Raw genomic sequence first — 26,423 nt, forward strand, 5'->3', positions numbered from 1 at the left:
AACTGCTGTTGTGGAGCCTTTGTTTGCTGCTACTACTGTGTTCCAGTAGTTCAGACCTGCTGGATCAGCAGGACGATTGAAGTAAGCAACGTACAGTTGCTGGATGGCTTGATCGTAAATACCCATTAGAAGCTCCTAATAAAGTTCTGAGTTGATTAATTTGCAGTTTTACAACAATTGTAGTCTGCATTACAGCGTAACGGATGATGTCAGAAGACTTCACAAGTTTATGTGACAGACATCACAAAACAAATAATATTGACGGCAATTTTGTAAAAATCTATTACCGCCAAGTCCCACTGGATAATCCAATCCACTGTTAACTTTAGTATACCAAAAGAAGCAAGCATTATTATTGGTATATCTGCCGAATCGCGTGTGTTTACGCGGTTTTTTACGTTCTATTGATATGCGAATATTGTAGTAATTGTTTTTTAGTATTTGGTAATTACTACAATATGCATTGATCTGATTTGTCACCCATCCATACTCACCCGTCATTATGGGTAAAACGGAATATCTCTTATCAGGATGAAAATGAGGTGCAAAATAAGGGAGTACTAAGCATCACGCCAATGTGGGATATGTATGATGCTTAGAATAAATTGGCTTTGCGCCAACGGTAGCTCTCTTCATGTGAGAGCGATAACAACATTTTTGGGCAGAATTTTACTTTTTAGCCCAAACCGTTGCACCTGCTGCAAGATGCGTATCATCCAGACGGGATTTGAACAAGTATGCAGCAGCGCCACCATTTTCAGGTGTGAGCACACCTTGAACGACCATGTTTGATGTAAAAATATTGTCGTTACTGAACTGACCTTTACTATCAACGCTACCGACACTGTTTAATTTGTAAGCACCAATCGTTGTATTTAAGTCGAAATTTGTCGCAAACGTTGCTTTGGCAAAATCAACATTCAGACTCGCATTCTGAATTTGTGCAACGGTCATCAGTCCTTTGACTTCGTCTCTGACATAAGCCTCGCTGTCTTTTAATGCAAAGCCCATGGTTCCTGTGTTGGGCGGCTGCCATTCGGTATTTTTTGTTTGAAATAAAGCAAAGTTATCCAAAATGGCAATCGTTTTTGCCTCACTACTCAGCTTGACTAAATCCAGTTTGGCGGGCTGCCCCAACACTTCGGCCCAACGACCCCACATGATTTGACTTGTGCCCTGATTATTTGTATTCAGACCCGGTGCGCTGATTGCCTGTTTAATATCAGCCCCTCTTTTAGGATCAAGGTTAAGCTCATTCACTGGTGTCGATGAAATAACTGTTGAACCAGTGTTGGCCGCCTTGCTGCCTGGCTCATCTGGACGCGGTGGCGCAATCACATCAGGAGCGACGCCATTACTTTGCAAGAGCAGAGGTTTGACCTGATCTTTACTGATCTGCAGTAATTGCCCTTGCTGACGAGCAAATAATTCAGCACTCATACTTCCTTCGCATGGGCCAGTCCCCTGCGGGGAACAGCCAGGCACAAATCCACTCGCCACAACGCCTCCAGAAATTACAGCGATCCTGGATGTTTCCTGATTTGTGTACACAGTGAAATCAGTTCCACGCACACCTATCGCTGCAACTGGTGTATTAAAGCGGAAATTCTGCCTCGCCTGCTTAACGGCATCCCCAGAAATACTACGTGCAACACCATTGAGCAATTCCAGCTTAATGTGCGTATTAGCTGGTTCGCGGGTATCCACATGATAAGCAACAATACGAGCGCGGCTATTAGGGCGCAATATGAAAAAACCATTATCAATGGTTTTCAAGTACAGATAACCATCTGCACCCGTTGTCAATTCTGCTCCTTCTGCCACTGGAGAATTAAGTGCCACACTCTGACCGCCGATGTCTGCTTTGCCGGATACAAATACAATATGTCCAGCGTTATCAGCATAAGCGGAAGCCTGCAACATACCTCCCAGCAGAGCGACGCATTGAGCTAATTGTATAAGATGGCGTTTCATGGGACTTCCTTGTTTTGTGCAGCGTGGCGGATACCAATCCTATGGATCAATATTGCGATCAGCCTTCAAAAGGCAACCCTTGATCGTGGTTACCTTGGCTTACATCAATCTTCAGCAGAATCATGAAATGAGATCCACGAATATTCTGCCAATCGAATGTTCAATAACGAATTATCCTCTTTAGAGCAAATGATTATGTGATAACGATCACATTTTTTGCATTTTTAACGTAATATAGCACGAATTATTCGACATATTTCCGCAAAAAAATTAATTTCAATGCAATTAAACTCACATAAAAAATGTCATTTAGTTAAAATTTCAAAGTATCACTGTCGATACAACATACAATTACAGGCGAGTCAAATAAAGCAACGAAAAACAACTCATTCAGGCTTCTGATGCAGAAACTTTTCTTTTTACGCTATAAAAATCGTCATTCCTAATATTGATCGTCATTGATAATAAATTTAATGAAAAATTGAGCTGTTTTGACGTTTACATTACACCGGACACAGAATATCGACAGAGTTTTATCCTCTGCATGCACTAACAACTCATCATTGAATCATGATTTTTTTATCCAGGTCGCTCAATGCCCCGGTCGTGTCGAATATGGCTTGGCGCATGTTCGGTATCGCCGCTGTTTGTATCACTGCCGTGATGCAATGGTGGACGCCTGCCGTCAATACTTACCCTGGTGATGAATGGCTTCGGGATCGTTTCACCATCATGCATGCATCGGATGTACCTGAAAACCGAATTACCATGGTCGATATCGACGAAACCAGCTTGGTAAAAATCGGTCCCTGGCCTTGGCCAAGGTCTAAAATTGCCGATTTAATAGAGCATTTGCTTGGTAGTTACGGTGCCCGCGGTGTTGCACTTGATATTTTTTTCTCTGAACCAGCGGATGAGGAAGGAGATGCGCGCTTAGCAATGCTCGCACAACATGGCCCTGTTGTGATGGCCCAGGTGCTGGATTACAACCATACGCCTCTTGCCATTGGCAATCTCATCGGTGGCATTCCTGCCAACAAGCAAACAGAACACTCTGGGCCAGTCATTACGGCCAGTGGCTTTATCGGGAATCATGCAGGTTTAATCCATGCGAAACATATAGGCAATATTGGCTTTGTACCTGACGCGGATGGTGTATTAAGACACATTCCTCCAATGACAGAGTTTCATGGATTTCTTTATCCCACTTTATCAAGCGCTCTATTCAATTGTTGCGCGCACAACCCGAATACAGGCGCCACCTCACCCATAGTTGATTTATTCCATCAAAAAACAAGAAGCGATGGTTTTATGCGTGTTCCCTACCAACATCACTTATCTGCGTTTACGATTATTAAAGCGTCAGATATCCTGGAATTAAAGGCACCGTCTGTTTTTGTAAAAGACAAACTGATTATTCTAGGTTCATCGTCGCTCAATCTCAGCGATAGAGTAACAACTCCGCTATCGCCATCGACCAGTGGTTTTTTAGTTCATGCATCCGTACTGTCAGGATTGCTCGATGCACAAGCTGGGATAGCTCCTGTGAATTGGCCAGGAAAGCTGATTGCTACGCTGTTTTCTGCCTTTGTGGCTTGTATTGCCGTCTATACCTTTCCCAGATTATCGGCATTGAGCAATAGCATCATCTTAGGCGCTGCTTCTATCATCTGGCTTTTATTTGCGTATTTAATATGTCAACATGATAATTTCTTTTCACCAACAGCACCTTTGTTATCTAATTTGTTTTTATTAACAATGGCAGTTCCTTATGGCTGGCAAATAGCACAAGGAAAATCACAACGTCTATTGGGTACGTTACAACAATACGTCGCAAAGGCAGTGGTGGATGAGCTGTTGCGTAGCGACCTCAAAGATCCTTTGGCACCTCGCCAATGCTATGTAACCACGTTAATTGCAGATATGGAAGGCTATACGAGTCATGTAGGAAATTTGCCCATTGAAGATGCTGCTACACTGACGCGCGATTTTTTGAAATGTCTTACAGAACCAGTCATGGCGAAAGGGGGGACGCTGGATAAATATACCGGGGATGGATTAGTTGCCTTCTGGGGAGCACCATTACCAGTGGAAAATCATGCCGATCTGGCGCTTGATGCAGGTATAGAAATCATGAACAATTTGCGGATTTTTAATACAACAAGAAAAAATTTGGGTTTAAAACCCATCAGAGGACGCATAGGCATTGAAAGCGGTCTGGCAATGGCTGGCGATTTCGGAACCTCTTATCGTAGTATCTATACCGCAGTCGGAGATAGTGTGAATGTTGCTTCACGACTGGAAGATGCAGCCCGAAGCCTGCCTTACGATATTATCGTCGGTGAAGGCACCGTCAAGAATGCAACTCGCCACAAATTCAAATTTTTAGGGGAACGTGTATTAAAAGGCAAAGACCATCCAAGCAAATTGTTCACGCTGGAAGTAAGCGAATGACAATCTTCAACAAAATCGAGATTCCGCAAACTATCCTCCGATTACTTGGCAGTTTTATGATCTGCCTATTTTCTTCTTTGCCTGCACAAGCTCAATCATCAATGAGTGAGGAGTTATACCTTGATGCATTAAAAGCTATTCATGAACAAAGGAATCAGGATGCAAAGGAAATTCTTGGCAGATTAATCGCTATTGAACCTCAACACGCTGGTGCATTACTTGATCTGGCCATTATTCAATGTGAGTTAGGCAATACGAAAGAAGCTAATCAATTATTCAATAATATTATTGAACGTTTCTCTCCTGCCCCGGCAATTCTGGAAATCATTACGCAGCATCAAACTCAAGGCTGCAACAAAAATTCTATCAATCAAAGATTTTCTGTGTTGGTAGAACGCGGAATCGATAGCAATGTAAACCAAGGGGCAAGCAACCCCAACTTTACTCTGGGAACAGGCATTACACAGATTGATTTACAGCTGTTACCCGAATATCTTCCCAAAAAAGACCGGTTCAGTGCCATATCGATCGACTATTTACGCGAGCTATCGCCGGGCAGTACGGTTGGTTTTGCACAATTAAGGACGCGCCAATTTGATGAGCTGTCACAGTTCAACACAATGGCAATTGGCATCGGTGTAGAACATCCTCTCAAGCTGGGTGAATGGAATGTCAGCCAGACCGCTATGCTGGGAGCACTAACGCTGAACTCTCATCTGTATCAAACGCAACAGTTATTGCAAACGCGGATAATGCCTCCAATTAAACTGCCTGAGTCAATTCAGTGGAGTCTTGTTGGTGGAGTAACAAGAACACAATATCCAACCCTTGCCGGGTACGATGCGAATACGTGGGAACTCAAGAGCTTGTTGAATTATCAAAAAAATTCGTACCGTGTGTATTTCAGTACAGCCTACTTAATGGATAGAGCAAATGGAAATCGGGTCGGAGGACATCGATCCGGAAGCCTTATCAGTGTTCAAGGCCGTGGCAAAATCAACAGTGCTGTGTTCGGCGAATTAGGTTGGACATACCAACATTGGCAAAATGAGCAGGTATACTCGCCTGGCCTGATAGATCAGGCGAGAAATCAACATACAAGAACTATACGTGCCGCATTGAGTTTTCCTATAAAAGAAAACCACAGTCTTCAGCTAGAAATCAAGCAAGTCAGCAACAGGGAAAATATTTCTTTGTTCGAGTTCAATAGTAAAGTCTTGCAAGTAAGCTGGTTATGGCAAGGATTTTAGAAATCCATGAAGCCATCGCCATTATTTTTGTCTAAATATGATATGTCACTTGAAATAACAATCTTTATCATTACGTTTACTGCCATCTGCCTAGGTTGTCTTGTCCCCGCAAGCTGGCTTCCCCCTTTACGTAATGATAAGTGGATGCATTTTATTGCGTTTGCGGTCTTATCAATCATGGCAAAAGTAATGACTAGCACCAATGCAGAGCTTGTCACTTGGTTTTGCGGCCTGTTATTGGCCGGACTATTGATCGAGATTTTGCAACACTGGGTTCCTGGAAGAAGTTTTTGCTGGCGTGACATGGCAGCAAATACAGCAGGGGTAGGACTTATTGCATTTGTCTCGTTATTTATTTAAATAGAACTAACGGAAAACCGTCTCAGCGGCATTATTGCTCCCTTTTTTGCACGCCATACTGCCTTCGACGCGATGCCTTTCCGGAACAATTTTGGGTCAGTCCAATCAACTTTTAACTTAATTTTATCTATATTTGTTAGCCAATGACTGTGTCAAATAACATTGCTGTTATCACGAATAAGGCGTCTGCAATTGAACCAGCGGCTGTCTCCAACACGCCCGAACAAATTCAGGTAAAGGTACAAATACAGACAAAAGTTCATTTAAAAGTTAATCAGATTACGGTACATCTTCGCAAAATACCCCTTTTTGCTCATTTGACTGAGGAGGAAATGCAAAAGGTCAAAGCAGAGCTTCGTTTCAAACAATTTAATCGTCGAGATGTCGTGCTTCAGAAAGGTGGTCTTGGCGATAGCCTTCTTTTTTTACTGTCTGGACAATTACAAGTAGTCGACGTCACTGAAGATGGAAGAGCCATTGGCTTACGTATGCTGAATGAAGGTGATTTTTTTGGTGAAATTGCGATCATCAATGATTCAACACGTTCAGCCTCAGTTGTTGCTTTAAGTAACGTACTGGTTGCTTTTTTACCTAGTGCAACTGCATTACATCTATTTGCGCATTCACCAACTGTTGCCAATATGATTCTCCGACATCTCGCAGGAAAAATTCAGCGCGACTCGGAATTTCGTGCATTACTGAGCATCAATAATACCTCGCGCAGAATTTATGCATTCATCGAACTTTCCAAAAAATCTGTTCCTGGCAACTTACAAATTGTGGAAAATTTACCTACACATCAGGATATCGCGATGATGATTAATACCAGCCGAGAAACAGTTACCCGCGCTTTGCTCAATTTAGCTCAACAAGGCATTGTCGAAAAAGATCTCCACAGATTAATTATTCGCAAACCAGAAGAATTACAAAAATTAGCGTTGGGCAATTAAAAACACATACATGTTTAAGAAAAAAATTGGTGCTTAATTTTTTTCTATTTGTAAACTTGCTTGCCTTAACGATATTAGCTGATAGTATTGTTTCCCCTGTTCTGTTGAGTTGTGATAATGGTCGTCAGTGCAAACTTGATTTCCCTGACCCATCTTTTTGAAATGTATTTTGAAAGTTATTAATGTTACTCCAACCAGTCATTTTATCGGGAGGATCCGGTACCCGCTTATGGCCGTTATCGCGCGAAAAGCATCCTAAACAGCTTCTCGCCCTGATAGGTGACGAAACAATGCTGCAGGCTACGGCAACTCGCATACAAGATTTTGATGGTGCGTTGTCAGTCGCAGAAACGTTAATCGTTGTTTGTAACGAAGAATATCGTTTTATCACTGCCGAGCAGTTACGTGCTATCGGCTTTCATCAATCAACATTGATACTAGAGCCTATTGGGCGAAATACAGCTCCGGCATTGACACTGGCAGCGTTGGAGTCAATTCGTCACAATGACGATGCGATGTTACTGATTATGCCGGCAGATCATGTCATTGCTGATGTTACGGCATTTCATGCAGCAATACGTAGCGGATTGCCGGAGGCAATGAAGGGTGCCATGATCACGTTCGGTATCGTACCGAATCGTCCTGAAACTGGTTATGGTTACATACAAGTTGGTGAAATAGTAGGCGACTCTGCCGTCCGGGATTTGTGTGCATTTGTAGAAAAACCTGCACTATCTACTGCTCAACGGTATCTCGAAGATGGAAATTATCTTTGGAACAGTGGAATTTTCATGTTGCGGGCTAGTTCGTGGCTTAAAGCAATTGAGCACTTCAATCCAGCCATGTTCAACGCGTGTACTCAGGCTATGCAAGAAGCAAAAGTTGACTGTGATTTCGTACGTATTAATCCATCCGCATTTCTGAAGTGCCCGTCAGATTCTATTGACTACGCTGTCATGGAGAAACTGTCCACATCACCAGAATTAGGTCTTAACGGTCGTGTCGTACCACTGAATGCGGGCTGGTCGGATGTCGGCGCCTGGGATGCAGTCTGGCAAGTGTCGGATAAGGATCGCGATGGCAATTCAGTACATGGACAGGTCATGATGGAAGACTCTCGCGATTGTCTGGTCATCTCAGACAGTCGATTAGTCACATGTCTGGGTATGGAAAATGCGATTGTGATTGAAACAGCAGATGCCGTTTTAGTGACAAACAAAGAAAACACACAAAATATCAAACTGATTGTCAATCGCTTAAAGGAAAACAAATATCCCCAGACAGACAATCATCGCAAAGTATATCGACCATGGGGACACTATGATTCCATCGATAGTGGTGAACATTTCCAGGTTAAACGTATTGTTGTCACTCCCGGCGGGCGATTATCAATGCAAATGCATCACCATCGTGCAGAACACTGGATTGTGGTCAGCGGTACTGCAGTTGTCACCCGCGGAGATGAGATACTTACATTGACAGCCAATCAATCCACTTATATTCCACTTGGCGTCAAACACCGCTTGGAAAATCACGGAACAGTTGATCTGGAATTGATTGAGGTGCAATCAGGGTCCTATCTGGGTGAGGATGACATCGTAAGATTTGATGATATCTATGGTCGTACATCCAACTAAATCAGCTTCATTCTTCGTTGGACAATAATCACGAACCCTATTCATTCACGAGAATATAATAAGCGCCTTTTCGCGAGACAAAGGCGCTTTTCTCCTTAACAATGACCTTTATTCGTATGAAATTTCACACTCAACTCTCATCATTATGCAACTACTCCGCAGCATAATTTCACGTACACCGCTACGTGGTTTATGGACTTACCGCGGCTTTATATTCGGCAGTGTTAAAAGAGAGTTTAAAGCAAAATATGGTAATGCTGTATTAGGCGCAGCATGGACTGTGCTGAATCCATTAGCAATGATTTTGGTATATACCATTATTTTTTCCAGAATCATGCATAGCAGGCTACCAGGTGTAGATTCGACTTATGGATACAGTATTTATCTATGCGCAGGTATTCTGACCTGGGGATTATTCGCGGAGATTATGAACCGTGGCCAAAATATGTTTTTGGAAAATGCGAATTTAATAAAAAAAATAAGCTTTCCCCGTATTTGTCTTCCTCTGATTGTTGTATTGAACTCAAGTCTTAATTTTGCGATTATTTTTGGCTTATTTATTTTTTTCCTGATCTTCTCTGGCAATTTTCCGGGCTTAGTATTTTTTTCGTTTATTCCGATTATCGTACTGGAAGTGATATTTGCCATCAGCCTGGCAATGATTGTTGGCATACTCAATGTGTTTTTCCGTGATGTTGGTCAATTCGCAGGTATCGTGATTCAATTTTGGTTCTGGCTTACACCAATTGTATATCCAGCTTCTATTTTGCCCGACTCTGTACGTCAGCTCCTTGTATATAACCCCATGGCACAAATTATTCAGTCGTATCAGACGATTTTGGTTAATGGTGAGCAGCCTGTGTGGCTCAATTTGTTGCCAACGCTGTTACTTAGTATATTTATATGCATACTCGCGATTTATCTATTCAGAAAACGTGCTGGCGAAATGGTGGATGAACTCTGATGGGAAGCATACTGGTTAATCATGTAGGTAAGGCTTACAAACAATATCCAAAACGTTGGTCCCGAATGGCAGAGTGGGTGCTTCCATTTTTAGGCTTACAACATCAATTGAAATGGGTATTAAAAGATATCAATTTTCAGATTGCGGCGGGAGAGGCCGTTGGTATTATCGGTATTAATGGTGCCGGAAAAAGCACTCTCCTTAAGCTGATAACAGGAACTACGCAGCCAAGCACGGGCGACATTGTCACGCATGGACGGGTTGCAGCATTACTTGAATTAGGAATGGGCTTTCACCCGGATGCCAGCGGACGTGACAATGTTTTAATGGCTGGGCAATTGATGGGGCTATCAAGAGACGATGTCTATGCGCTCATGCCACAAATTGAGGCTTTTGCCGAAATTGGTGAGTACATAGACTCCCCAGTACGGGTCTACTCCAGCGGCATGCAGATGCGACTTGCATTCAGTGTCGCAACATGCGTCAGACCTGATATTTTGATAGTCGATGAAGCATTAGCTGTTGGTGATGTCTTCTTTCAACAAAAATGCTTTGAAAGAATTACTCAGTTCACAAAGGAAGGAACCACCCTGCTCTTTGTCTCACATAGTACAGGTACTGTTTTAAATACCTGCACTCGCTGCTTATTTATTAAAGAAGGTAGTCTTGCGTTTGACGGGTCTGCGAAAGAAGCGATTGATTTATATCAGGCAGAACTCTTAAGCAAACTGGATAAAGCAAAAATTCCTCTGCAAATTCATCAGAATAATACCGAGCCCTCTGACTCAGACGCGTTATTGCAAGATCAACAGGAAATTGTTTTATTCGAAAGTCCTGCATTAGAGGGGAAAACGGGCAGCATCTCTACAGATAAAGCAGATTGCATTGGAGTCCGTTTTATCGAACAAAACGGTCGCACTATGTATAGCATGATTGCGGATAGCGAGGTTACCTTACGACTAGACTTCCGGATCAAAGAAAAGCTGGATGATCCACATGCGGGCTTTAAAATACGCAATCGCTTTGGCGTTGTTTTATTTGAAACCAATACCTATTGCATGCAAAAATCTTTAGGTAGCGCAGAAAAAAATAGTATTTTGTCAGTACAATTTTCTTTCAACCTCAGCATTTTCCCAGATGAATATACGATTACCATCGGTTTAGCAAATGGTGGCTATGGTGAAGGTTCGTTTAAAGAAGTGATTGTGCATTTACATGAAGTTACAGCTTTTGTAGTTTTACCTAACCCAGCGGCAATTACATGGGCCGGGCTCACTAATTTACAGCCAAATCTTCATTTTGAAAAAATAGAGTCATTCACTTAACTTTAAGTCGTTCCGTTTTGTAGTAACAGCATTATTTACAAAAAAGTCGACAATACGATTGATCAATGCTGACTCTTTTGAAGTGAACGGAACAAGAATGATTTCTATAGCAATACAAACCTTGGTTCAACGCCAACTTTATTTAGGCACATCAACAATATGACTTTTATTTCTTACTCTCAAAATTTTGAAGATGTGTTGTTGTGGCGAGCACTAGGTCACCTGCCAAAAGGTTTTTATATTGATGTAGGCGCCAATGACCCAGTAGAACACTCTGTTACTAAAGCATTTTATGATGCGGGCTGGAGCGGTATCAACATAGAACCCTTGCCGCGATTCCAAAAAGCATTTGTAAACCAGCGGCCAAGAGATATTAATTTAGCAATTGCCGCCGGTGCGACGGAGGCCGATATTACTTTGTTCGACGTTCCATCAGTGAACGGCTGGGCATCCAATGATCCTGATGTCGCAAAAAATCATCAATCTGAAGGATTTGAAATCATCGAGCTGAAAGTACCGCAGTCAACGTTGAATCATATCTGCAGCCAATATGTAACTGGTGATATTCACTTTTTAAAAATTGATGTAGAAGGATTTGAAGGTGAAGTACTGCGTGGACTAGATTTGAGCAAATGGCGACCATGGATACTGATCGTGGAAGCGACAATGCCAAATAGCCGGATCACCAATCACGAAACATGGGAGCATCTGGTTGTACCGCATGCGTATCAGTTCGCATATTTTGACGGGTTAAATCGCTATTACGTTGCGAATGAACATGCAGAATTAGTCGAAAAACTCTCTGTACAAGCAAATGTATTTGATGATTTTATCTCTACCCATCTGGATAAAGCATGGGCAAATGCAAGTAGTGCTATAGAAAGAGCCAATCGTGCAGAAGCGCAATCACTTGAAGCACTTGCTTATTTTTTAGAAGAACATCGTAATGAAAAAATGAGTAATGAACTGAAAATTGCCGAATATCAACAACAAATCGCCACACTAACCACTCAACTGACTGCGCTATATGCTAGCAGTTCATGGCGAATCACGCGCCCTTTACGCTGGTTTTTCAGGAAGCTTGCAAGTTCTCGTGATGCCAAGATGCATTCAAACCGATCTTCTTAAAAAAACCACTTCTGCGTAACATACCGGCAACACAAGAATGTTACCTTAGCTATAACAAATAAAATGCTGAACAGCCGAAATTACCGACATTTGTACAACTATGCGTATTGTTATTGATTTACAACATTTTCAGAGTAAAGCAAAAATTGATCTGACAGAAATGCGGTCAATAACACAATTAATCGCACACTTATCGATTTCTAATGACGTATTGATTGTACTCAACAGCTATTTTGGCGATGCTATTAGTTCAATTCGTCAAGTATTTAAAAAAATTATTCCAGATAAAAAAATTGTTGTATTTGATGTGCCAGATTTTTCTGAAAATACAAACAATTTAGTAATGGCCGGCTCGTGGAAGCGACAAGCTGCTGAAAATATCCGCTCCGGTTTTCTTGCGTCACTTAGTCCCGATATCGTTTTCGCACCTTATCTGTTAGAAGCAGAAAATCAAAACGTCATACGCGCTATCGTGCCCGCACTGAGCCAATATGAAACTGTCTTTTTAGTCAGTGACGCAATTATTCCCTTATTATCGAAGCAAGATGAACGATTTTACCGATTACAATTTAATCTGAATCAAGCTTCACTGATTCTAACAACGTCTGAAAAAACTCGCGATAAACTTGCCCAAATTACCCAACGCTATCCCCAATATATAACGTTATCTGATCACTCTCAATTTATCTCCGTTTTTTCAGAAATACTACCTCAACATCTTCCGCGCAAACCGCCGCGCCGGAAGGAAAAACTCGCATTTATCTCCCCTCTTCCTCCAGAACGCTCTGGCATTGCAGATTACAGCGCAGAGTTATTAAGAGAGCTGGTAATTTACTACGATGTTGAACTGATACTTGATCAAGTTTTGGTCTCCGATCCCTGGATACAGTCAAACCTCAGGATGAGGAGTATTGAATGGTTCAAAAAAAATGCGGATGAATTTGAACACGTGCTGTACCAAATCGGTAATTCCCCGGCTCATAAACACATGTTTGAACTACTGGAGCAACATCCGGGAGTTGTCGTGCTTCATGATTTTTTTCTGGCAAATGTCATCGATTACCTTGATCATTATGATAAGAAAAAAGATGCATTTAGTAACGCCTTATATTATTCCCACGGATTGCAAGCGCTGCTTGATCAAAAAAATATAGGCAAGACAGAAACCATATGGAAATATCCATGCAATAAAAAAGTCCTGGATAAGGCCAAGGGAATCATTGTTCATTCAAATTTCCCCCGAAAATTAGCTGAGCAGTGGTACGGGAATCATTACGCAGACGCATGGATAACGATTCCGTTATTGAGAGGTGAGCGTAATCATGTATTAATGCGCAAAACAGCTCGTGACGTTTTACATATTAATAATTCCGATTTTCTTGTCTGCTCGTTCGGCCTGATGGGATTTACAAAATGCAACGAGGAACTCCTGGATGCATGGCTTGCCTCTTCTTTAGCGAAAGACCCTCATTGCAAGTTAGTCTTTGTCGGAGCAAATGATGGCGGAAGTTACGGAGAGCGAATCGCAAGCAAAATTAACTCTTATCATGCAGAAGACAATATCACCATCACCGGTTTTGTAACGCATGAGATTTATTCCAGTTATCTGATTGCTGCTGATGCAGCAGTACAGTTACGAACACAGACACGCGGTGAAACCTCGGCTTCGGTTTTGGATTGTTTACTCCATGGATTACCAACGATCGTTAATGCACACGGTTCAATGGATGAACTGCCAGAGGACATTCTCATTAAACTTGAAGATACATTTTCAACTGAAAGTTTAAGCACTGCTCTAGAAAACCTGCGAAATAATCCTGTTGTAAGAAAACAATTATCTTTCAAAGCCAGTTCTTATATTCAATCACAACACTCACCTAAACAAATTGGTGCACAGTATTATGAAGCGATAGAGCATTTTCATACAGTTAGCCAATATCGCTATCAACAACAAGTCATAAAAAATATCAGCTTGATAGGCGCTCCATCAGATCAGGAATGGTCAGAGGCTACATCCGCCATTGCAAAAAATCATCCTGAGACAAACTCTCGACAGCTATTAATAGACATTACAGCCTTAGTCCAAACTGATCTGAAAACAGGCATACAACGTGTTGTTCGCAGCATTATCCTTGCACTGCTACATAAACCACCACGTGGCTATCGTATTGAGCCTGTGTACAGCATGAATGGTAGTTCTTCATATTATTACGCGCGTACATATCTACAAAATTGGCTAGGTTGCCCTATTCCTGGCAATGAAGATGCTCAAGTAGAAATTCACCAGGATGACATATTTCTTGGACTAGATTTGCTTATCAGCCGTACAAAAGAAAATCGTGACGTGTTGCAACAATATAAAAATCATGGCGCGCACATTTACTTTGTTGTCTACGATCTATTACCTGTATTAAAACCTGAATCGTTTCCGGCAGGAACTGACATTGAATTTCACACATGGCTTCATACTGTCACCCATATTTCTGATGGACTGGTCTGCATTTCCAAATCTGTGCTCGATGAAGTGCTGCAGTGGACTCAACTGCATCAACCCAAGCGTGCTGATGCTATTAAACTGGGATACTTTCACCTGGGTGCAGATATTAATGCAAGCAGTCCCAGTTCCGGCCTGACACCAGACGCGGATAAAACCTTACATATTGTCCGTTCTAGACCAAGTATGCTCATGGTTGGCACTATCGAACCAAGAAAAGGACATCGGCAAACGCTCGATGCATTTGAATTACTATGGGCTCAGGGAATTGAGGTTAATTTAGTTATTATAGGTAAACAAGGCTGGATGATTGACGATCTGGCTCAACGCCTTCTTACTCATCCAGAAGCAGGAAAACGGCTGGTTTGGCTACAAAATGCCTCAGATGAAATGCTTTTATCACTGTATCAAGCATCCTCTGCGCTGATCGCCGCATCAGAGGGAGAGGGATTTGGATTGCCATTAATTGAGGCTGCACAACATAAGCTACCAATTATTGCAAGGGACTTACCTGTTTTTAAAGAAGTAATGGGTATACATGCGCATTATTTCCATGGTCTATCAGGCAATGCCTTGGCTGAGGGCATAACAACATGGTTAAGCTTACAAGAGCGTCAAAGTGTTCCGCAATCTGAAAAAATAAGCTGGCTAACCTGGGAAGAAAGTGCAGTACAACTATTGAACTGTATCGTAGATCAACAATGGCCTGAAGAATTTACTTCAACACAATATTCTGACGACGACGAAACTGCACAGATAAAGCAGGATGTCACCTAAAAATCCCGTTATGCTTAGTACCAACTTACATTATTCAGATCGCGAGTATTTCATTAGTTCATTCACAATGACGACCTAACTCTTGGCTTGAACTTCCTGATATAAGCGAGAATAATTCGCAGACATTTTTTCCGCAGTAAATAATTCCTGATAGCGCTGCTCCGCATGTTTACCCATTTCAGCGACTATCATGGGATGATCAAGCAGGTATTGCATCGCAGTCCGTAGCTCCACAGGACTGTTTGGCGGAACCGTCAAGCCCGTTTGATTGGCGATATTAATATACGTAGTTCCAGTTCCTATTTCACTGGAAATCATCGCCTTACCAAACATTGCTCCTTCCAACAAAGAAATCCCAAAAGCTTCTGACCGTAGATGCGATGGAAAAACAAAGGCATAACATAAAGTCAGCAAGGCGACTTTGTCAGGTTCCGGCAAAGCACCAAGAAAATGAACATTGCTCAGTCCAAGCGCCAGTGCCTGACGTTTCAGCTCCGTCTCTTCTGGCCCGTCACCAACAATCACGACGGGGAAATTCGTCCCGGCCACGGCTTCCAGCAAGATATGCAAGCCTTTGTAATAGCGCAGCATACCGACAAACAGAAAAAAGCGGTCACCTACTTTTTGTCGCCAGTGATTTAACAGGTCAACAGACGGAACAGGATAAATGCTCTTATCGAGGCCATAAGTAATAATCTCTGTTTTATCTTTGTATTGCTCCAGTACCGGACTGGTTGCCAGATAATTGGGCGACGTGGCGACGATACGACTGACGCTCTTCAGGAAGCAATGTTTGAGTGGCGCATATAGTCTGAGCAGATTTTTCTGACGGACAATGTCGGAGTGATAGGTGACGACCGATGGTTTGCGGATCTGACAAGCGAAATGGGCCAGATCCATAAATGGCCAGGGAAAGTGGTAATGCACAACATCAGCCTGTGCTGCCAATGCCTTGAATTTTGATAAAGCGCTCCATGAAAAACCAGTCGAGGCGATCTCAAAATTCAGTCGGGCACGATGTACATGATGACCTTCAAATTCGATCAGGGGATTGGCTGTATCTCGTGTCAGGGTCAGGACGGTGTTATCAATGCCAAGGCGGGTGGTTCCCACCGCCATCTGTCGAATCACCTGCTCTACACCGCCAAAACTGTCGGGATAGTAAGTACGGTAAAAATGCAGAACTTTCATACTCTGCACTTTCTCATCGGGTTCTCACGGTCTTGTATGCCGCGACTGTGTTTTGTACACAGGCATCCCAAGTCAGTTCGGCAGCGCGCTGTCTGCCACGTACGATCGCCTGGTGCCGCCATTGATCGTCTTCCAGCGCTTGCAATAATCCCTGATGAATCGCATCCACATCTCCGGGTTGCACCAGCATCGCGGCACCATCTGCCACTTCTGGCATGGAGGAACAGTCAGACGTGAGTACAGGAACACCGCTCGCCATTGCTTCGGCAATTGGCAGGCCAAAACCTTCGTACCATGATGGATAGGTGAATAAGCGACAGCCAGCATAGAGGGCGGGCAGGAATTGCTGATCGACAAATCCAAGATAGCGCAGCCAGCCTTCGCGGGTAGCACGCTCAATATCGTCATGGATGTCCTGACTTTGCCAGCCCTCGCCGCCGACCAGTACTAGTGGCCAGTAATGGCGCATATGTTCTGGTAAGGCACGATATGCAGCCAGTAAATTGGTCAGATTCTTACGCGGCTCTATGGTGGAGACAAAAAAACTGTATCCATTCGGGCGCAGGCCAAAGCGCGCCAGCACTGGTGCCAGATCGGCTTCGGAATAAGGCTGATATACGTCATCGACACCAAGTAAAACTGCCTGCACCCGTTCTGGCGGCAAATTGAACTCTTGCATCACTTCAAGACGAGTTGCCAGAGAATCTGTCAGTACCAGCTGCGCACGATCTATCGCTTCAGGAATCGCGACGCGCATACGATCAATACGCGCCTTAGGATGCCATTGTGGATAACGGTAAATCGACAGATCATGCACCGTGACGACGCTGGGCAGGCGGGTCTTGGGAGCAAAGTAATTGGGACCGTGAAAAATACCGTTTTGTACGCTGTTGAGCTGGTGTCCGGCAATCAGAGGAATCAGTTTATTGTAAACTTTACCAACAATCGATAAACGCCCTAGTTGTTGGCGTATCTTGCCTTTGTAGTTGAGCTTGGGCGCTTCCGGCACGGACGGTAAAGACGGCACCGAAGCGACAGACGTGGCCTCCGAAGCAGAAGACGGAGCAAAGCCTGACAGCGCTGTGGGCACGAGCGATGGCTGCACTTCAATGTTGGGCAAATCACGCCATAAACCATCTGATAAATAGCGGACACTGTCTATATCCGGATGCAGGGGCAAGCGGGTCGCCAGTTCCCATGCATAACGTCCAATACCGGCCAGAGGCGGGTGAATTGCCTCAATCGACAGAACTACATTCATACAGTTTCCTCATGCCGTAGCATCCAGGTCAGGGTATCGAGTAAAGAAATAGTGGGTAATTCGCCAATGGTAGCGTGTAACAGCGACGGGTTACCCATCAGACGATGCACTTCGTTGGCACGCACAAACGCTGGATTAACGCTCACATCCATCGGATAGCCAGCAATCTGTGCGGCCATCTCCAAGACCTCACGCAGGCTGTACGCAGTGCCGGAACAGATGTTGAAAGTGCGACCAGCCGGCGCCTGTTGCAATAAGCGCAGGTAAGCGCGTGCAACAGTACGTACATCCGAAAAATCACGGGCCACGTCAAGATTGCCTAACTCGATCTGCCTGAGGCCGCGACGATAATGGCTGACGATTTTCGGTAGCAGGAAATTCTCTGCCTGGCCGACGCCGGTGTAATTGAATGGACGGGTGACGATGATGGGTAATTTATCCATCCACAGACGTGCCACGTGTTCCATCGCCAGCTTGCTGACCGCGTAATCATTGGCTGGCATGGCGGGTTCGGTTTCAGCGATCACTTCTGTGCTGGTATTGCCATAGATGTTGGCACTGCTGGCAACCAATACCGCCGAAGGACGATGTGATATCGATGGCGATGCGGCTGCTTCAAGCACATTGCGGGTACCAACCACATTGACGCGGTAAATGGCTTCGGCATCACCATGTGCGACAAAGGAGATCGCCGCCAGATGGGCAATCACATCCGGCTGCACCTCTGCCATGATTTCCTGCAGACGATGGCGATCCGATAAATCCACGCCGTAAATGCCGTCACCTTGCGCTTCTGCGCCGTGAGCAGTACCAAATACCTGATAACCGGCAGCCTCAAGCTCTTGTGCCAGATAGCGACCAGTAAAACCCCGGATACCGGTAATCAGCGCCCTTTGCTTGCCTGACATGTCAGAACGATGCGCCGTCAGTGTTGCGACGCAGATCGGCATCCACCATCATCTGGCACAATTCTTCCAGCGTCGTTTCAGGCTCCCAGCCCAACACGTTTTTGGCTTTCTCAGGATTACCGATCAATAACTCAACTTCTGCTGGACGATAGAATTTTGGATTGACACGTACCAGCAACTTGCCGGTTCTAGCACAAACTGCTGTTTCATTTTCAGCTTCGCCTTGCCACTGCAAACCAATACCTGCTGCCTTGAATGCCATGGTGACAAAATCGCGGACGGTTTCTGTGCGGTTAGTAGCCAGTACGAACGTATCTGGTTCATCGGCCTGCAACATGCGCCACATGCCTTCGACGTACTCCTTGGCAAAGCCCCAGTCACGTTTGGCATCCATATTGCCCAACTCCAGCACATCGAGCTTGCCCAGTTTGATTTTGGCAACAGAGTCAGTGATCTTGCGAGTCACAAATTCACGCCCACGCAGTGGGGATTCATGATTGAACAAAATACCGCTGCAACCAAAAATTCCGTAAGATTCACGATAGTTAATCGTCATCCAGTGTGCATACAATTTAGCCACGCCGTAGGGACTACGTGGGTAAAACGGTGTGGATTCGATTTGCGGTACGGCCTGCACCTTACCAAACATTTCGGAGGTCGATGCCTGATAAAAACGGATATCTTTATTGACGATGCGAATGGCTTCCAGCAAATTGAGCGCGCCAAGACCGGTAATTTCGGCAGTCGTTGCCGGTTGATCGAAGGAGACACCAACAAAGCTCTGCGCAGCCAGGTTATAGACTTCGGTCACACCGGTGTTTTGCAATAAACGTATGCTGGAGGACAAATCCGTCAGATCATACTCAACGAGCTGCAAAGAAGGATGATTGGCAATACCAAGTTCTTCGATGCGCCAGAAATTGACAGAACTGGTACGGCGATAGGTACCATAGACGGTATAACCTTTGCCCAGCAACAACTCTGCAAGATAAGCGCCGTCCTGACCGGTAATGCCGGTAATTAATGCTTTTTTACTCATTCAACAAAACCTCTTCGCCGCAGCGAATATTTAAAATTTTTGATGTTGCAATAGGGGAAAATCCACCAAACCAATTTGTGGTCAAGATTGCATTGTATATAAGTGTCACAGTATACAGTGAGCGCTCTGTGCACTGCGGAAAAATAATGCAACTGTCTGTGAAATATTTCTCTTATGTCAACAATTAATCTCTAAACGGCTCCGTACCGCTGACGATAGGCAGCGACAGCATCCCGATACTGCGTCAGTCTTTCATCGGTTGTTGCAGTTGACAGGTAGCTAAACAGATCATTCAGATTAGCAATGGAGATGACTGGCATACCATAGGTCTGGCTGACATCCTGCACTGCAGAGTGTGCAGAAAGAGCGTCATCTTTACCAGAACGTTCCATCCTATCGAGTGCAATCAGTACTGCTGCGGGCGTTGCACCAGCAGCGCGGATCAGCTCTACTGATTCACGTACCGATGTCCCGGCAGAAATCACATCATCAATGATTACCACCTTGCCTTGCAGTGCAGCGCCGACAATGGTGCCGCCTTCGCCGTGGTCTTTCGCTTCTTTACGGTTATACGCAAATGGTACATTGCGGCCTTTTTGTGCCAGCGCCACTGCGGTGGCGGATGCCAGCGTAATACCCTTGTAGGCGGGGCCAAACAGCATGTCGAATTCGATACCGGAATCAAGCAAGGTCTGCGCATAGAATTCAGCAATGCGTCCAAGATTGGCGCCATCATTGAACAGGCCTGCATTAAAAAAATACGGTGACTGGCGCCCTGCCTTGGTCAGGAAATCGCCAAAGCGGATAACGCCGGCTTCTACCGAAAACTGTATAAAATCTTGTTTTAAATCATTCAAAATCAGCTCTTTTCCACTCAAAAATGGGAATCTTATATCCTGAAATTTATTGCAATCATTTCAGTTCACTCGTCAGTATAAACTATCATTCATCGTGTTCTACATTTAGCTTCAGTGTAGTATTACCCAATTTTCTTCCTGCCTCCCGAACTTGCCAATCATTAATAATATGACCAAAATCATTTCCGCCAACCTGAACGGCATACGCTCTGCTGCCAAGAAAGGTTTTTTTGAATGGATGCAACAGGAAAATCCTGATGTTGTCTGCGTGCAGGAATTGAAAGCGCAGGCTGGGGATATGTCAGCTGATTTTTTACAGCCGCAGGGATATCACGGACATTTTCATTATGCTGAAAAAAAAGGATATTCCGGCGCAGGTGTCTACAGTAAGAAAAAACCCGATGCCGTGCATATCGGTTTTGGCAGCGGAGAATTTGATGCCGAAGGGCGTTATGTACGCTGCGATTTTGATGATGTATCTGTCATTTCAGTATATTGCCCTTCCGGCTCTTCGTCTCCGGAACGGCAGGAAGCTAAATTTCGCTTTATGGAAGAGTTTTACCCGCACCTTGCAGGACTGATCTCTGAGGGACGTGAGCTGGTGATCTGTGGCGATTGGAATATTGCCCATAAAGAAATTGATCTGAAAAATTGGAAAAGTAATCAGAAAAACTCCGGCTTTTTGCCAGAAGAGCGAGCATGGATGTCGCGCTTGTTTGATGAGCAGGGATGGGTTGATGTCTATCGTCGCCTGCATCCGGACACCACCGGAGAAGCTTATACCTGGTGGAGTAACCGGGGTCAGGCATGGGCGAATAATGTCGGTTGGCGGATTGACTACCATGTTGCCACGCCTGGCATTGCCAGCAGAGCGCAGACTGCCCATATTTATAAGGAACAACGCTTTTCCGACCATTCCCCGCTGATCATCAGCTATCTTTGATGATGGTTCATTCCCACGCCTTCCAGATATTCCTCCCTCCGGAAAGTAGTCTGGCAGGCGTGGTGACATTAAATGCGGCGATGACGATCAAGCGCAAGACCTTGATTCGACATCAACTGATGCAAGCTGCTAATACCAAGACAACCAAGACATCATCGTCACGCCGTGCCAGCTCGTTGCGTTTGCATCCTGTTCCCTGAAAATTGCACTTCATCCATCTGAAACTGCAACTTAATTCTTTGCTACTTGTCTTAATGACCTCGTAACGGAATACTGCATTCTCCGTTCCCTCCCATTTGTTTCATCAGCGCAAGAGATATCTTATGTTACCTAAAACACTCGTGGTGCTTACCATTGCTATTGCCTTTGCTGTGACAGCTTGCAGCAGTCATAAGGATGCTGGCGATACCAACAAAAGCAGCAACGCCGGGCAAGGCAGCGACAAAAAAGACAATAACGCACCAAAGACATTACTGGTGGCGCCAGAGGATGTGATGACCGTGCAAAGTAATGCGCTGGCCTCCGGCCCAGTGATTACGGGGTCAATACAGCCTGAGCGCAAGGCAGATTTACGGGCGGAAGTACAAGCGGTTGTCCTGCAGGTGTTGAAAGAAAATGGAGATGCTGTCAAACGCGGCGATATTCTGGTCCGTCTGGATGAGACAGCCATCCGGGATAATCTGAATTCTGCCGAAGACGCCAGTCGTAATGCGGCACAAGCACTGGATCAGGCTGATCGGGCGCTGCAAAGACTGAAAACTCTACGCGCCTCCGGCATGACATCCTTGCAAGCGCTTGATGATGCAGAGGTACGTTTTAATGCCGCCAGAAGTGAACTCTCTGGCGCCCGTGCCAGAGCAGTCACTGCCCGCCAGCAATTGCAACGTACCGTCGTTCGGGCGCCGTTTGATGGCGTGGTCAGCGAACGCAAAGTGTCTGCCGGTGATACGGCGTCTCTGGGTAAGGAACTGGTGAAGGTCATCGATCCGGCCAGTATGCGTTTTGCCGGCCGCGTATCAACCGATAAAATTGCCATGGTGACGATAGGCCAGGCGGTGAGTTTTCGGATTAATGGCTATGCGGGACAGGAGTTCCGTGGCAAGGTCACGCGCGTTGACCCAGCTGCCAACGATGTTACCCGACAGGTGGAAGTGTTGGTCGCATTGAGCGACACCGCCCAGCCGCGCGTGTCTGGTTTGTATGCAGAAGGCAATATCGAAGCCAGTACAGTCAATGCGTTGATGCTGCCGGAAGCGGCGGTGATGAAGGCAGGTGACAAATCGTATGCATGGCGAATCAAGGGCAAAACGCTGAACCGGGTGGATCTGGTCGTCGGCAAACGGGATCAGCGCACCGGCAACCTTGAAATCCGTCAAGGTCTGGCGGCCGGTGATATTGTCATGCGCAATCCCAGCTCCGGTTACAAGGATGGACAAAGCATAGAAATGGCGGCAGCGAGTGTCGCTACAAGCGCAAATCCAAATGCAACCAAGACGACCGCAACCACCGATGTCGCTGCTGCCGGTACGATGAACGCTGCGGAAGGGAAATAAGCATGTTTCTATCCGACTTCAGTATCAAACGTCCCACTGCCACGATTGTGCTGATCATTGCCCTGATGGCGCTGGGCTTACTGGCATTGACAAAATTACGTGTGAACCAGAATCCGGATGTGGAAGTGCCGGGTCTGTCCGTCGTCATTAATTATCCCGGTGCATCACCAGATACGGTAGAGCGCGAAATCATTAACCGTATCGAAAAATCTCTGCAAAGTATTTCCGGTGCGACGGAAGTGTATTCCACGTCCTCCGAAGGTAATGCGCGCTTTGACGTCATGTTTTCGTTCAAGAAAAATATGATCGAAGCCACAGATGAGGTCAGGAATGTGATTTCCAGTGTGCGTTACAAGTTACCGACAGAAATGCGGGAACCCGTGATTCAACGCTGGGACCCTTCAGCACAACCGATCATGAATCTGGCGCTGTCATCATCGAAGCAATCACATGCAGAGATTTCACGACTGGCAGAAGATACGCTGGCAGATAAATTACGCGGCATCAGCGGCGTGGCCAGTGTGATCGTGAATGGTTCGCTCAAACGTGAGCTGTCAGTATTGTTGCGTGCTGAGAAATTACGTGAATTCAACGTATCTGTCAGTGATGTCGTCAATGCCTTGCGCAACCAGAATACGAATGCACCTGTCGGTAAAATTCGTGGCACGCTGGATGAAGAAAGCATACGGCTGGTCGGCCGCATCGAAACACCAGAAGAATTCCAGCAGATTGTGGTCCGGCGCAATGGCGAGCAGATCGTGAGACTGGCGCAGGTCGCCACGATTGAAGATAGCTTTGCCGATGTGAACGGGCTGAGTATCCGTAGTGGCAAACCCAATGTGGGTCTGCAGATCACCCGCTCACGCGATGCAAGCACAGTCAGCGTGGCACAGGCAGTGCGGGCGATGGTCAAGGACATTAATCAAGGGCTGGAGAAAGAGCAAGCCGGAACCAAGCTGGAAGTCACCCGCGATGGTGGCGAGGATGCTCAAAACAGTCTGAACAATGTGATTGAGTCGCTGATTCTGGGTGCAGGCCTGACGATTTTTGTGGTGTATGCCTTTCTGAACTCCTGGCGCTCTACATTGATCACGGCATTGAGTTTGCCGACCTCGGTGATTGCGGCATTTATTGCAGTCTGGCTCTGTGGTTTTACGTTGAATTTCATGACATTGCTGGGACTGTCATTAGCCATCGGTGTGTTGATTGATGATGCGATTGTGGTGCGTGAAAATATTGTCCGTCATATGCAGCGCGGCTCTGACCGCCGCACCGCCGCACTGGAGGGAACAGCAGAAATCGGACTCGCGGTAGCAGCAACGACGTTTTCTATTATTGCTGTATTTATTCCGGTTGCCTTCATGCCCGGGATGCCAGGAGAATGGTTCCGGCCATTTGCGCTGACGGTCACCTGCTCTGTGCTGGTCAGTCTGGGTATTTCTTTTACGCTGGATCCGATGCTGTCGGCGTACTGGGGAGACCCCGCCGATCATCATACGGCGCCAAAAAAAGGACTCAGCAAAATACTGGCACGCTTTAACGACTGGTTCGATCGTCAATCCGATCGTTATGGCAATGTCATCGCCTGGGCTTTGCATCACCGGCGCTGGATGGGAGCGATTGCGCTGCTGAGTCTGGTAGTGGCATTAGGATTGCAAATCAAAGTCGGCGGTACCAGCTTTTTACCAGCAACGGATTCTGGCAATCTGATGATAGAAGTACGAACACCGGCGTCGTCGTCGATTGAATATGCGCGTCTGAAAATGGAAAGAGCAGCGGCAGTCGCGCGCAGCATTCCGGAAACCAAAGACACAAACAGCAATATCACACCATCTGGCGGACGTATTTATGTCGACATCGGCAAACGTACAACTCGCAAACGCAGTGCCAAGGAAGTGGCGGTCGAATTGCGCGAAAAAGTGCGCAGTCTGGTCGGTGCCGAATATGTGGTGCTGGATGATCTGAACAATGGTGCACGCAAGCCGGTACAGATCGAATTTACCGGCCCGGATTCGCGCAAGTTGCTGGAAATCACCAGCGCTTACATGGAGAAATTACAAGCGGTTCCGGGGGCTGTTGATATTGGTCTTTCGCAACAAGATCCCAAGAAAGAGCTGAAGATAGAGTTGAATCGCGGGCTGGCCAATTCTATGGGTATTTCATCGAATGATGCTGCTCAGGCATTACGTGTGGCGTTTGCCGGGATTGAGGTCGGCGACTGGGTCGACCCGACCGGCGAAACGCGCGACGTAGCGGTTCGTCTGCATCCGGATGATCGTGTCAGTAAAGAAAATATCGAACGCCTGCCGATTGCCGTATCTGGCAGTACGCAAATGATCCCGCTGGATCAGATCGCCACCATCAGCATGGGTAAAGGCCCCTCCGGAATTGAGCATGCCAATGGCAAGCGCACCATCACGGTATCGGCCAATGCTCAGGGGCGCTCCAGTGGTGAAGTGATTGATGATGCGATGAAACTGGCCAAATCATTCAATTACCCACCCGGCTACGGTCTGTCACTTGGCGGCTCTGGTCAGGATCAACAGGAAGTGTTCAGTGCGATGCTGATTGCGCTGCTATCTGGTATCGGGCTGATGTATCTGATTCTGGTGATTCAGTTCGGCTCCTTTACAGCGCCGCTGGGTGTGATGCTGTCATTGCCGCTGTCGCTGATCGGTGTAGTACTGGCATTGCTGGTGACGGGCAGCACACTGAATCTGATGAGTTTTATCGGCATTATCATGCTGATGGGTCTGGTGGCAAAAAATGCGATTCTGTTGCTCGATGCTGCGCGTAAAAATGAAGCCGAAGGCATGGATCGGGAAGAGGCGCTGATGCAGGCAGGACGCATACGTCTGCGTCCGATTCTGATGACCACCTTTGCGCTGATCGCCGGTATGACTCCGGTGGCACTGGGACTGGGTGAAGGCGGTGAATTTTATCGTCCGCTGGCGATCGCGATTATTGGCGGCACGATTACATCTACTTTGCTGACCTTGCTGGTGGTGCCGACTTTCTATGACAGCATAGAAATCGCACGGGATCGGATGATGGAGAAGATGCATCAACGCATGACACGTTACAACAGCATGGTCGGCTTTATCATGACTATGCTGGAAGCCTTGCTGACCCTGACTTTACTGCGTTTGTTATATCGCAGTGCAAAGCGTCTGGTGCAGCTGGTGAGCAGACGTCCGGACGTTCACGAGCATCAAGCGTGAGCCACACAGACATTGACAACGCTAAAAGCGCTCAAGCACTGAAGTAATTTGATTACACCCTCTCGCTGGTACTGATTGACACGATACAGACCAGCGAATTTGATGCCTGTCCCAGTCAAGACTGACTGAGACAGGCT

At 45.7% G+C, this 26,423-nt stretch carries 19 protein-coding genes; 13 read left to right on the plus strand and 6 right to left on the minus strand.

The genetic code is table 11. The features are described 5' to 3' along the window. Positions 1 to 669: 669 nt before the first annotated feature. Positions 670 to 1,974 carry a FecR family protein gene (locus ACO0LB_RS14685; RefSeq protein ID WP_423050323.1) on the minus strand — a complete coding sequence of 435 codons (1,305 nt, stop codon included), beginning with the start codon at positions 1,972 to 1,974 and terminating at the stop codon, positions 670 to 672. 570 nt (positions 1,975 to 2,544) lie between these two features. Between ACO0LB_RS14685 and ACO0LB_RS14690 the strand changes: the two genes are divergently transcribed. The 9 genes from ACO0LB_RS14690 (at position 2,545) to ACO0LB_RS14730 (ending at position 15,313) form a co-directional block, all read left to right on the plus strand. Continuing rightward, positions 2,545 to 4,428: a CHASE2 domain-containing protein gene (locus tag ACO0LB_RS14690; RefSeq protein ID WP_423050325.1), complete on the plus strand. Its 1,884-nt coding sequence runs from the start codon at positions 2,545 to 2,547 to the stop codon at positions 4,426 to 4,428. Next, complete coding sequence (locus ACO0LB_RS14695; protein WP_423050327.1) at positions 4,425 to 5,678, plus strand: tetratricopeptide repeat protein; 1,254 nt, start codon at positions 4,425 to 4,427, stop codon at positions 5,676 to 5,678. The genes ACO0LB_RS14690 and ACO0LB_RS14695 overlap by 4 nt, the downstream gene beginning before the upstream one ends. Positions 5,679 to 5,684: 6 nt before the next feature. After that, positions 5,685 to 6,038, plus strand: coding sequence for a VanZ family protein (locus ACO0LB_RS14700; RefSeq protein WP_423050329.1), 354 nt, complete (start codon positions 5,685 to 5,687; stop codon positions 6,036 to 6,038). Between the two features lie 149 nt (positions 6,039 to 6,187). Continuing rightward, a complete protein-coding gene (locus ACO0LB_RS14705) occupies positions 6,188 to 6,988 on the plus strand; it encodes a Crp/Fnr family transcriptional regulator (protein ID WP_423050331.1) in 801 nt (266 codons plus the stop codon). 182 nt (positions 6,989 to 7,170) lie between these two features. Further along, positions 7,171 to 8,625, plus strand: coding sequence for a mannose-1-phosphate guanylyltransferase/mannose-6-phosphate isomerase (locus tag ACO0LB_RS14710; protein WP_423050333.1), 1,455 nt, complete (start codon positions 7,171 to 7,173; stop codon positions 8,623 to 8,625). A gap of 145 nt (positions 8,626 to 8,770) precedes the next feature. Beyond that, positions 8,771 to 9,589 carry an ABC transporter permease gene (locus ACO0LB_RS14715; protein ID WP_423050335.1) on the plus strand — a complete coding sequence of 273 codons (819 nt, stop codon included), beginning with the start codon at positions 8,771 to 8,773 and terminating at the stop codon, positions 9,587 to 9,589. Beyond that, positions 9,589 to 10,914 carry an ABC transporter ATP-binding protein gene (locus ACO0LB_RS14720; RefSeq protein WP_423050337.1) on the plus strand — a complete coding sequence of 442 codons (1,326 nt, stop codon included), beginning with the start codon at positions 9,589 to 9,591 and terminating at the stop codon, positions 10,912 to 10,914. Before ACO0LB_RS14715 ends, ACO0LB_RS14720 begins: the two co-directional genes overlap by 1 nt. A gap of 159 nt (positions 10,915 to 11,073) precedes the next feature. Continuing rightward, positions 11,074 to 12,042, plus strand: coding sequence for an FkbM family methyltransferase (locus tag ACO0LB_RS14725; RefSeq protein ID WP_423050339.1), 969 nt, complete (start codon positions 11,074 to 11,076; stop codon positions 12,040 to 12,042). A 100-nt stretch (positions 12,043 to 12,142) separates the two neighbouring features. Then, positions 12,143 to 15,313: a glycosyltransferase gene (locus ACO0LB_RS14730; RefSeq protein WP_423050341.1), complete on the plus strand. Its 3,171-nt coding sequence runs from the start codon at positions 12,143 to 12,145 to the stop codon at positions 15,311 to 15,313. 75 nt (positions 15,314 to 15,388) lie between these two features. On the opposite strand, the gene ACO0LB_RS14735 is transcribed toward ACO0LB_RS14730, so the two are convergent. The 5 genes from ACO0LB_RS14735 to pyrE form a co-directional block, all read right to left on the minus strand. Continuing rightward, positions 15,389 to 16,504 carry a glycosyltransferase family 4 protein gene (locus ACO0LB_RS14735; RefSeq protein ID WP_423050343.1) on the minus strand — a complete coding sequence of 372 codons (1,116 nt, stop codon included), beginning with the start codon at positions 16,502 to 16,504 and terminating at the stop codon, positions 15,389 to 15,391. A 13-nt stretch (positions 16,505 to 16,517) separates the two neighbouring features. Then, positions 16,518 to 17,765 carry a glycosyltransferase family 4 protein gene (locus ACO0LB_RS14740; protein WP_423050345.1) on the minus strand — a complete coding sequence of 416 codons (1,248 nt, stop codon included), beginning with the start codon at positions 17,763 to 17,765 and terminating at the stop codon, positions 16,518 to 16,520. Next, a complete protein-coding gene (locus ACO0LB_RS14745; protein WP_423050347.1) occupies positions 17,762 to 18,715 on the minus strand; it encodes a GDP-mannose 4,6-dehydratase in 954 nt (317 codons plus the stop codon). Before ACO0LB_RS14745 ends, ACO0LB_RS14740 begins: the two co-directional genes overlap by 4 nt. Then, positions 18,675 to 19,712 carry a GDP-mannose 4,6-dehydratase gene (gene gmd, locus ACO0LB_RS14750; RefSeq protein WP_423050349.1) on the minus strand — a complete coding sequence of 346 codons (1,038 nt, stop codon included), beginning with the start codon at positions 19,710 to 19,712 and terminating at the stop codon, positions 18,675 to 18,677. The genes ACO0LB_RS14745 and gmd overlap by 41 nt, the downstream gene beginning before the upstream one ends. Positions 19,713 to 19,903: 191 nt before the next feature. Next, positions 19,904 to 20,569 (minus strand): orotate phosphoribosyltransferase, encoded by a 666-nt coding sequence (pyrE, locus tag ACO0LB_RS14755; RefSeq protein WP_423050351.1) that lies wholly within the window; start codon positions 20,567 to 20,569, stop codon positions 19,904 to 19,906. 169 nt (positions 20,570 to 20,738) lie between these two features. Between pyrE and ACO0LB_RS14760 the strand changes: the two genes are divergently transcribed. From ACO0LB_RS14760 to ACO0LB_RS14775, 4 genes are all read left to right on the plus strand, one after another. After that, a complete protein-coding gene (locus ACO0LB_RS14760; protein WP_423050353.1) occupies positions 20,739 to 21,512 on the plus strand; it encodes an exodeoxyribonuclease III in 774 nt (257 codons plus the stop codon). Continuing rightward, a complete protein-coding gene (locus tag ACO0LB_RS14765) occupies positions 21,512 to 21,712 on the plus strand; it encodes a hypothetical protein (RefSeq protein ID WP_423050355.1) in 201 nt (66 codons plus the stop codon). The genes ACO0LB_RS14760 and ACO0LB_RS14765 overlap by 1 nt, the downstream gene beginning before the upstream one ends. A gap of 123 nt (positions 21,713 to 21,835) precedes the next feature. Beyond that, complete coding sequence (locus ACO0LB_RS14770) at positions 21,836 to 23,065, plus strand: efflux RND transporter periplasmic adaptor subunit (RefSeq protein ID WP_423050357.1); 1,230 nt, start codon at positions 21,836 to 21,838, stop codon at positions 23,063 to 23,065. 2 nt (positions 23,066 to 23,067) lie between these two features. Beyond that, entirely contained in the window at positions 23,068 to 26,286 is a 3,219-nt protein-coding gene (locus tag ACO0LB_RS14775; protein WP_423050358.1) for an efflux RND transporter permease subunit, read from the plus strand. The last annotated feature ends 137 nt before the right edge of the window (positions 26,287 to 26,423 follow it).

The organism is Undibacterium sp. SXout7W, from assembly GCF_049339385.1.
Lineage (GTDB): Bacteria > Pseudomonadota > Gammaproteobacteria > Burkholderiales > Burkholderiaceae_D > Undibacterium.

What these genes read in the sequence shown, in the direction of transcription:
- ACO0LB_RS14685 (WP_423050323.1), bottom strand. Translation starts at nt 1,974, where the DNA reads ATGAAACGCCATCTTATACAATTAGCTCAATGCGTCGCTCTGCTGGGA.
- ACO0LB_RS14690 (WP_423050325.1), top strand. Translation starts at nt 2,545, where the DNA reads ATGATTTTTTTATCCAGGTCGCTCAATGCCCCGGTCGTGTCGAATATG.
- ACO0LB_RS14695 (WP_423050327.1), top strand. Translation starts at nt 4,425, where the DNA reads ATGACAATCTTCAACAAAATCGAGATTCCGCAAACTATCCTCCGATTA.
- ACO0LB_RS14700 (WP_423050329.1), top strand. Translation starts at nt 5,685, where the DNA reads ATGAAGCCATCGCCATTATTTTTGTCTAAATATGATATGTCACTTGAA.
- ACO0LB_RS14710 (WP_423050333.1), top strand. Translation starts at nt 7,171, where the DNA reads ATGTTACTCCAACCAGTCATTTTATCGGGAGGATCCGGTACCCGCTTA.
- ACO0LB_RS14715 (WP_423050335.1), top strand. Translation starts at nt 8,771, where the DNA reads ATGCAACTACTCCGCAGCATAATTTCACGTACACCGCTACGTGGTTTA.
- ACO0LB_RS14720 (WP_423050337.1), top strand. Translation starts at nt 9,589, where the DNA reads ATGGGAAGCATACTGGTTAATCATGTAGGTAAGGCTTACAAACAATAT.
- ACO0LB_RS14725 (WP_423050339.1), top strand. Translation starts at nt 11,074, where the DNA reads ATGACTTTTATTTCTTACTCTCAAAATTTTGAAGATGTGTTGTTGTGG.
- ACO0LB_RS14730 (WP_423050341.1), top strand. Translation starts at nt 12,143, where the DNA reads ATGCGTATTGTTATTGATTTACAACATTTTCAGAGTAAAGCAAAAATT.
- ACO0LB_RS14735 (WP_423050343.1), bottom strand. Translation starts at nt 16,504, where the DNA reads ATGAAAGTTCTGCATTTTTACCGTACTTACTATCCCGACAGTTTTGGC.
- ACO0LB_RS14740 (WP_423050345.1), bottom strand. Translation starts at nt 17,765, where the DNA reads ATGAATGTAGTTCTGTCGATTGAGGCAATTCACCCGCCTCTGGCCGGT.
- ACO0LB_RS14745 (WP_423050347.1), bottom strand. Translation starts at nt 18,715, where the DNA reads ATGCCGATCTGCGTCGCAACACTGACGGCGCATCGTTCTGACATGTCA.
- gmd (WP_423050349.1), bottom strand. Translation starts at nt 19,712, where the DNA reads ATGAGTAAAAAAGCATTAATTACCGGCATTACCGGTCAGGACGGCGCT.
- ACO0LB_RS14760 (WP_423050353.1), top strand. Translation starts at nt 20,739, where the DNA reads ATGACCAAAATCATTTCCGCCAACCTGAACGGCATACGCTCTGCTGCC.
- ACO0LB_RS14765 (WP_423050355.1), top strand. Translation starts at nt 21,512, where the DNA reads ATGATGGTTCATTCCCACGCCTTCCAGATATTCCTCCCTCCGGAAAGT.
- ACO0LB_RS14770 (WP_423050357.1), top strand. Translation starts at nt 21,836, where the DNA reads ATGTTACCTAAAACACTCGTGGTGCTTACCATTGCTATTGCCTTTGCT.
- ACO0LB_RS14775 (WP_423050358.1), top strand. Translation starts at nt 23,068, where the DNA reads ATGTTTCTATCCGACTTCAGTATCAAACGTCCCACTGCCACGATTGTG.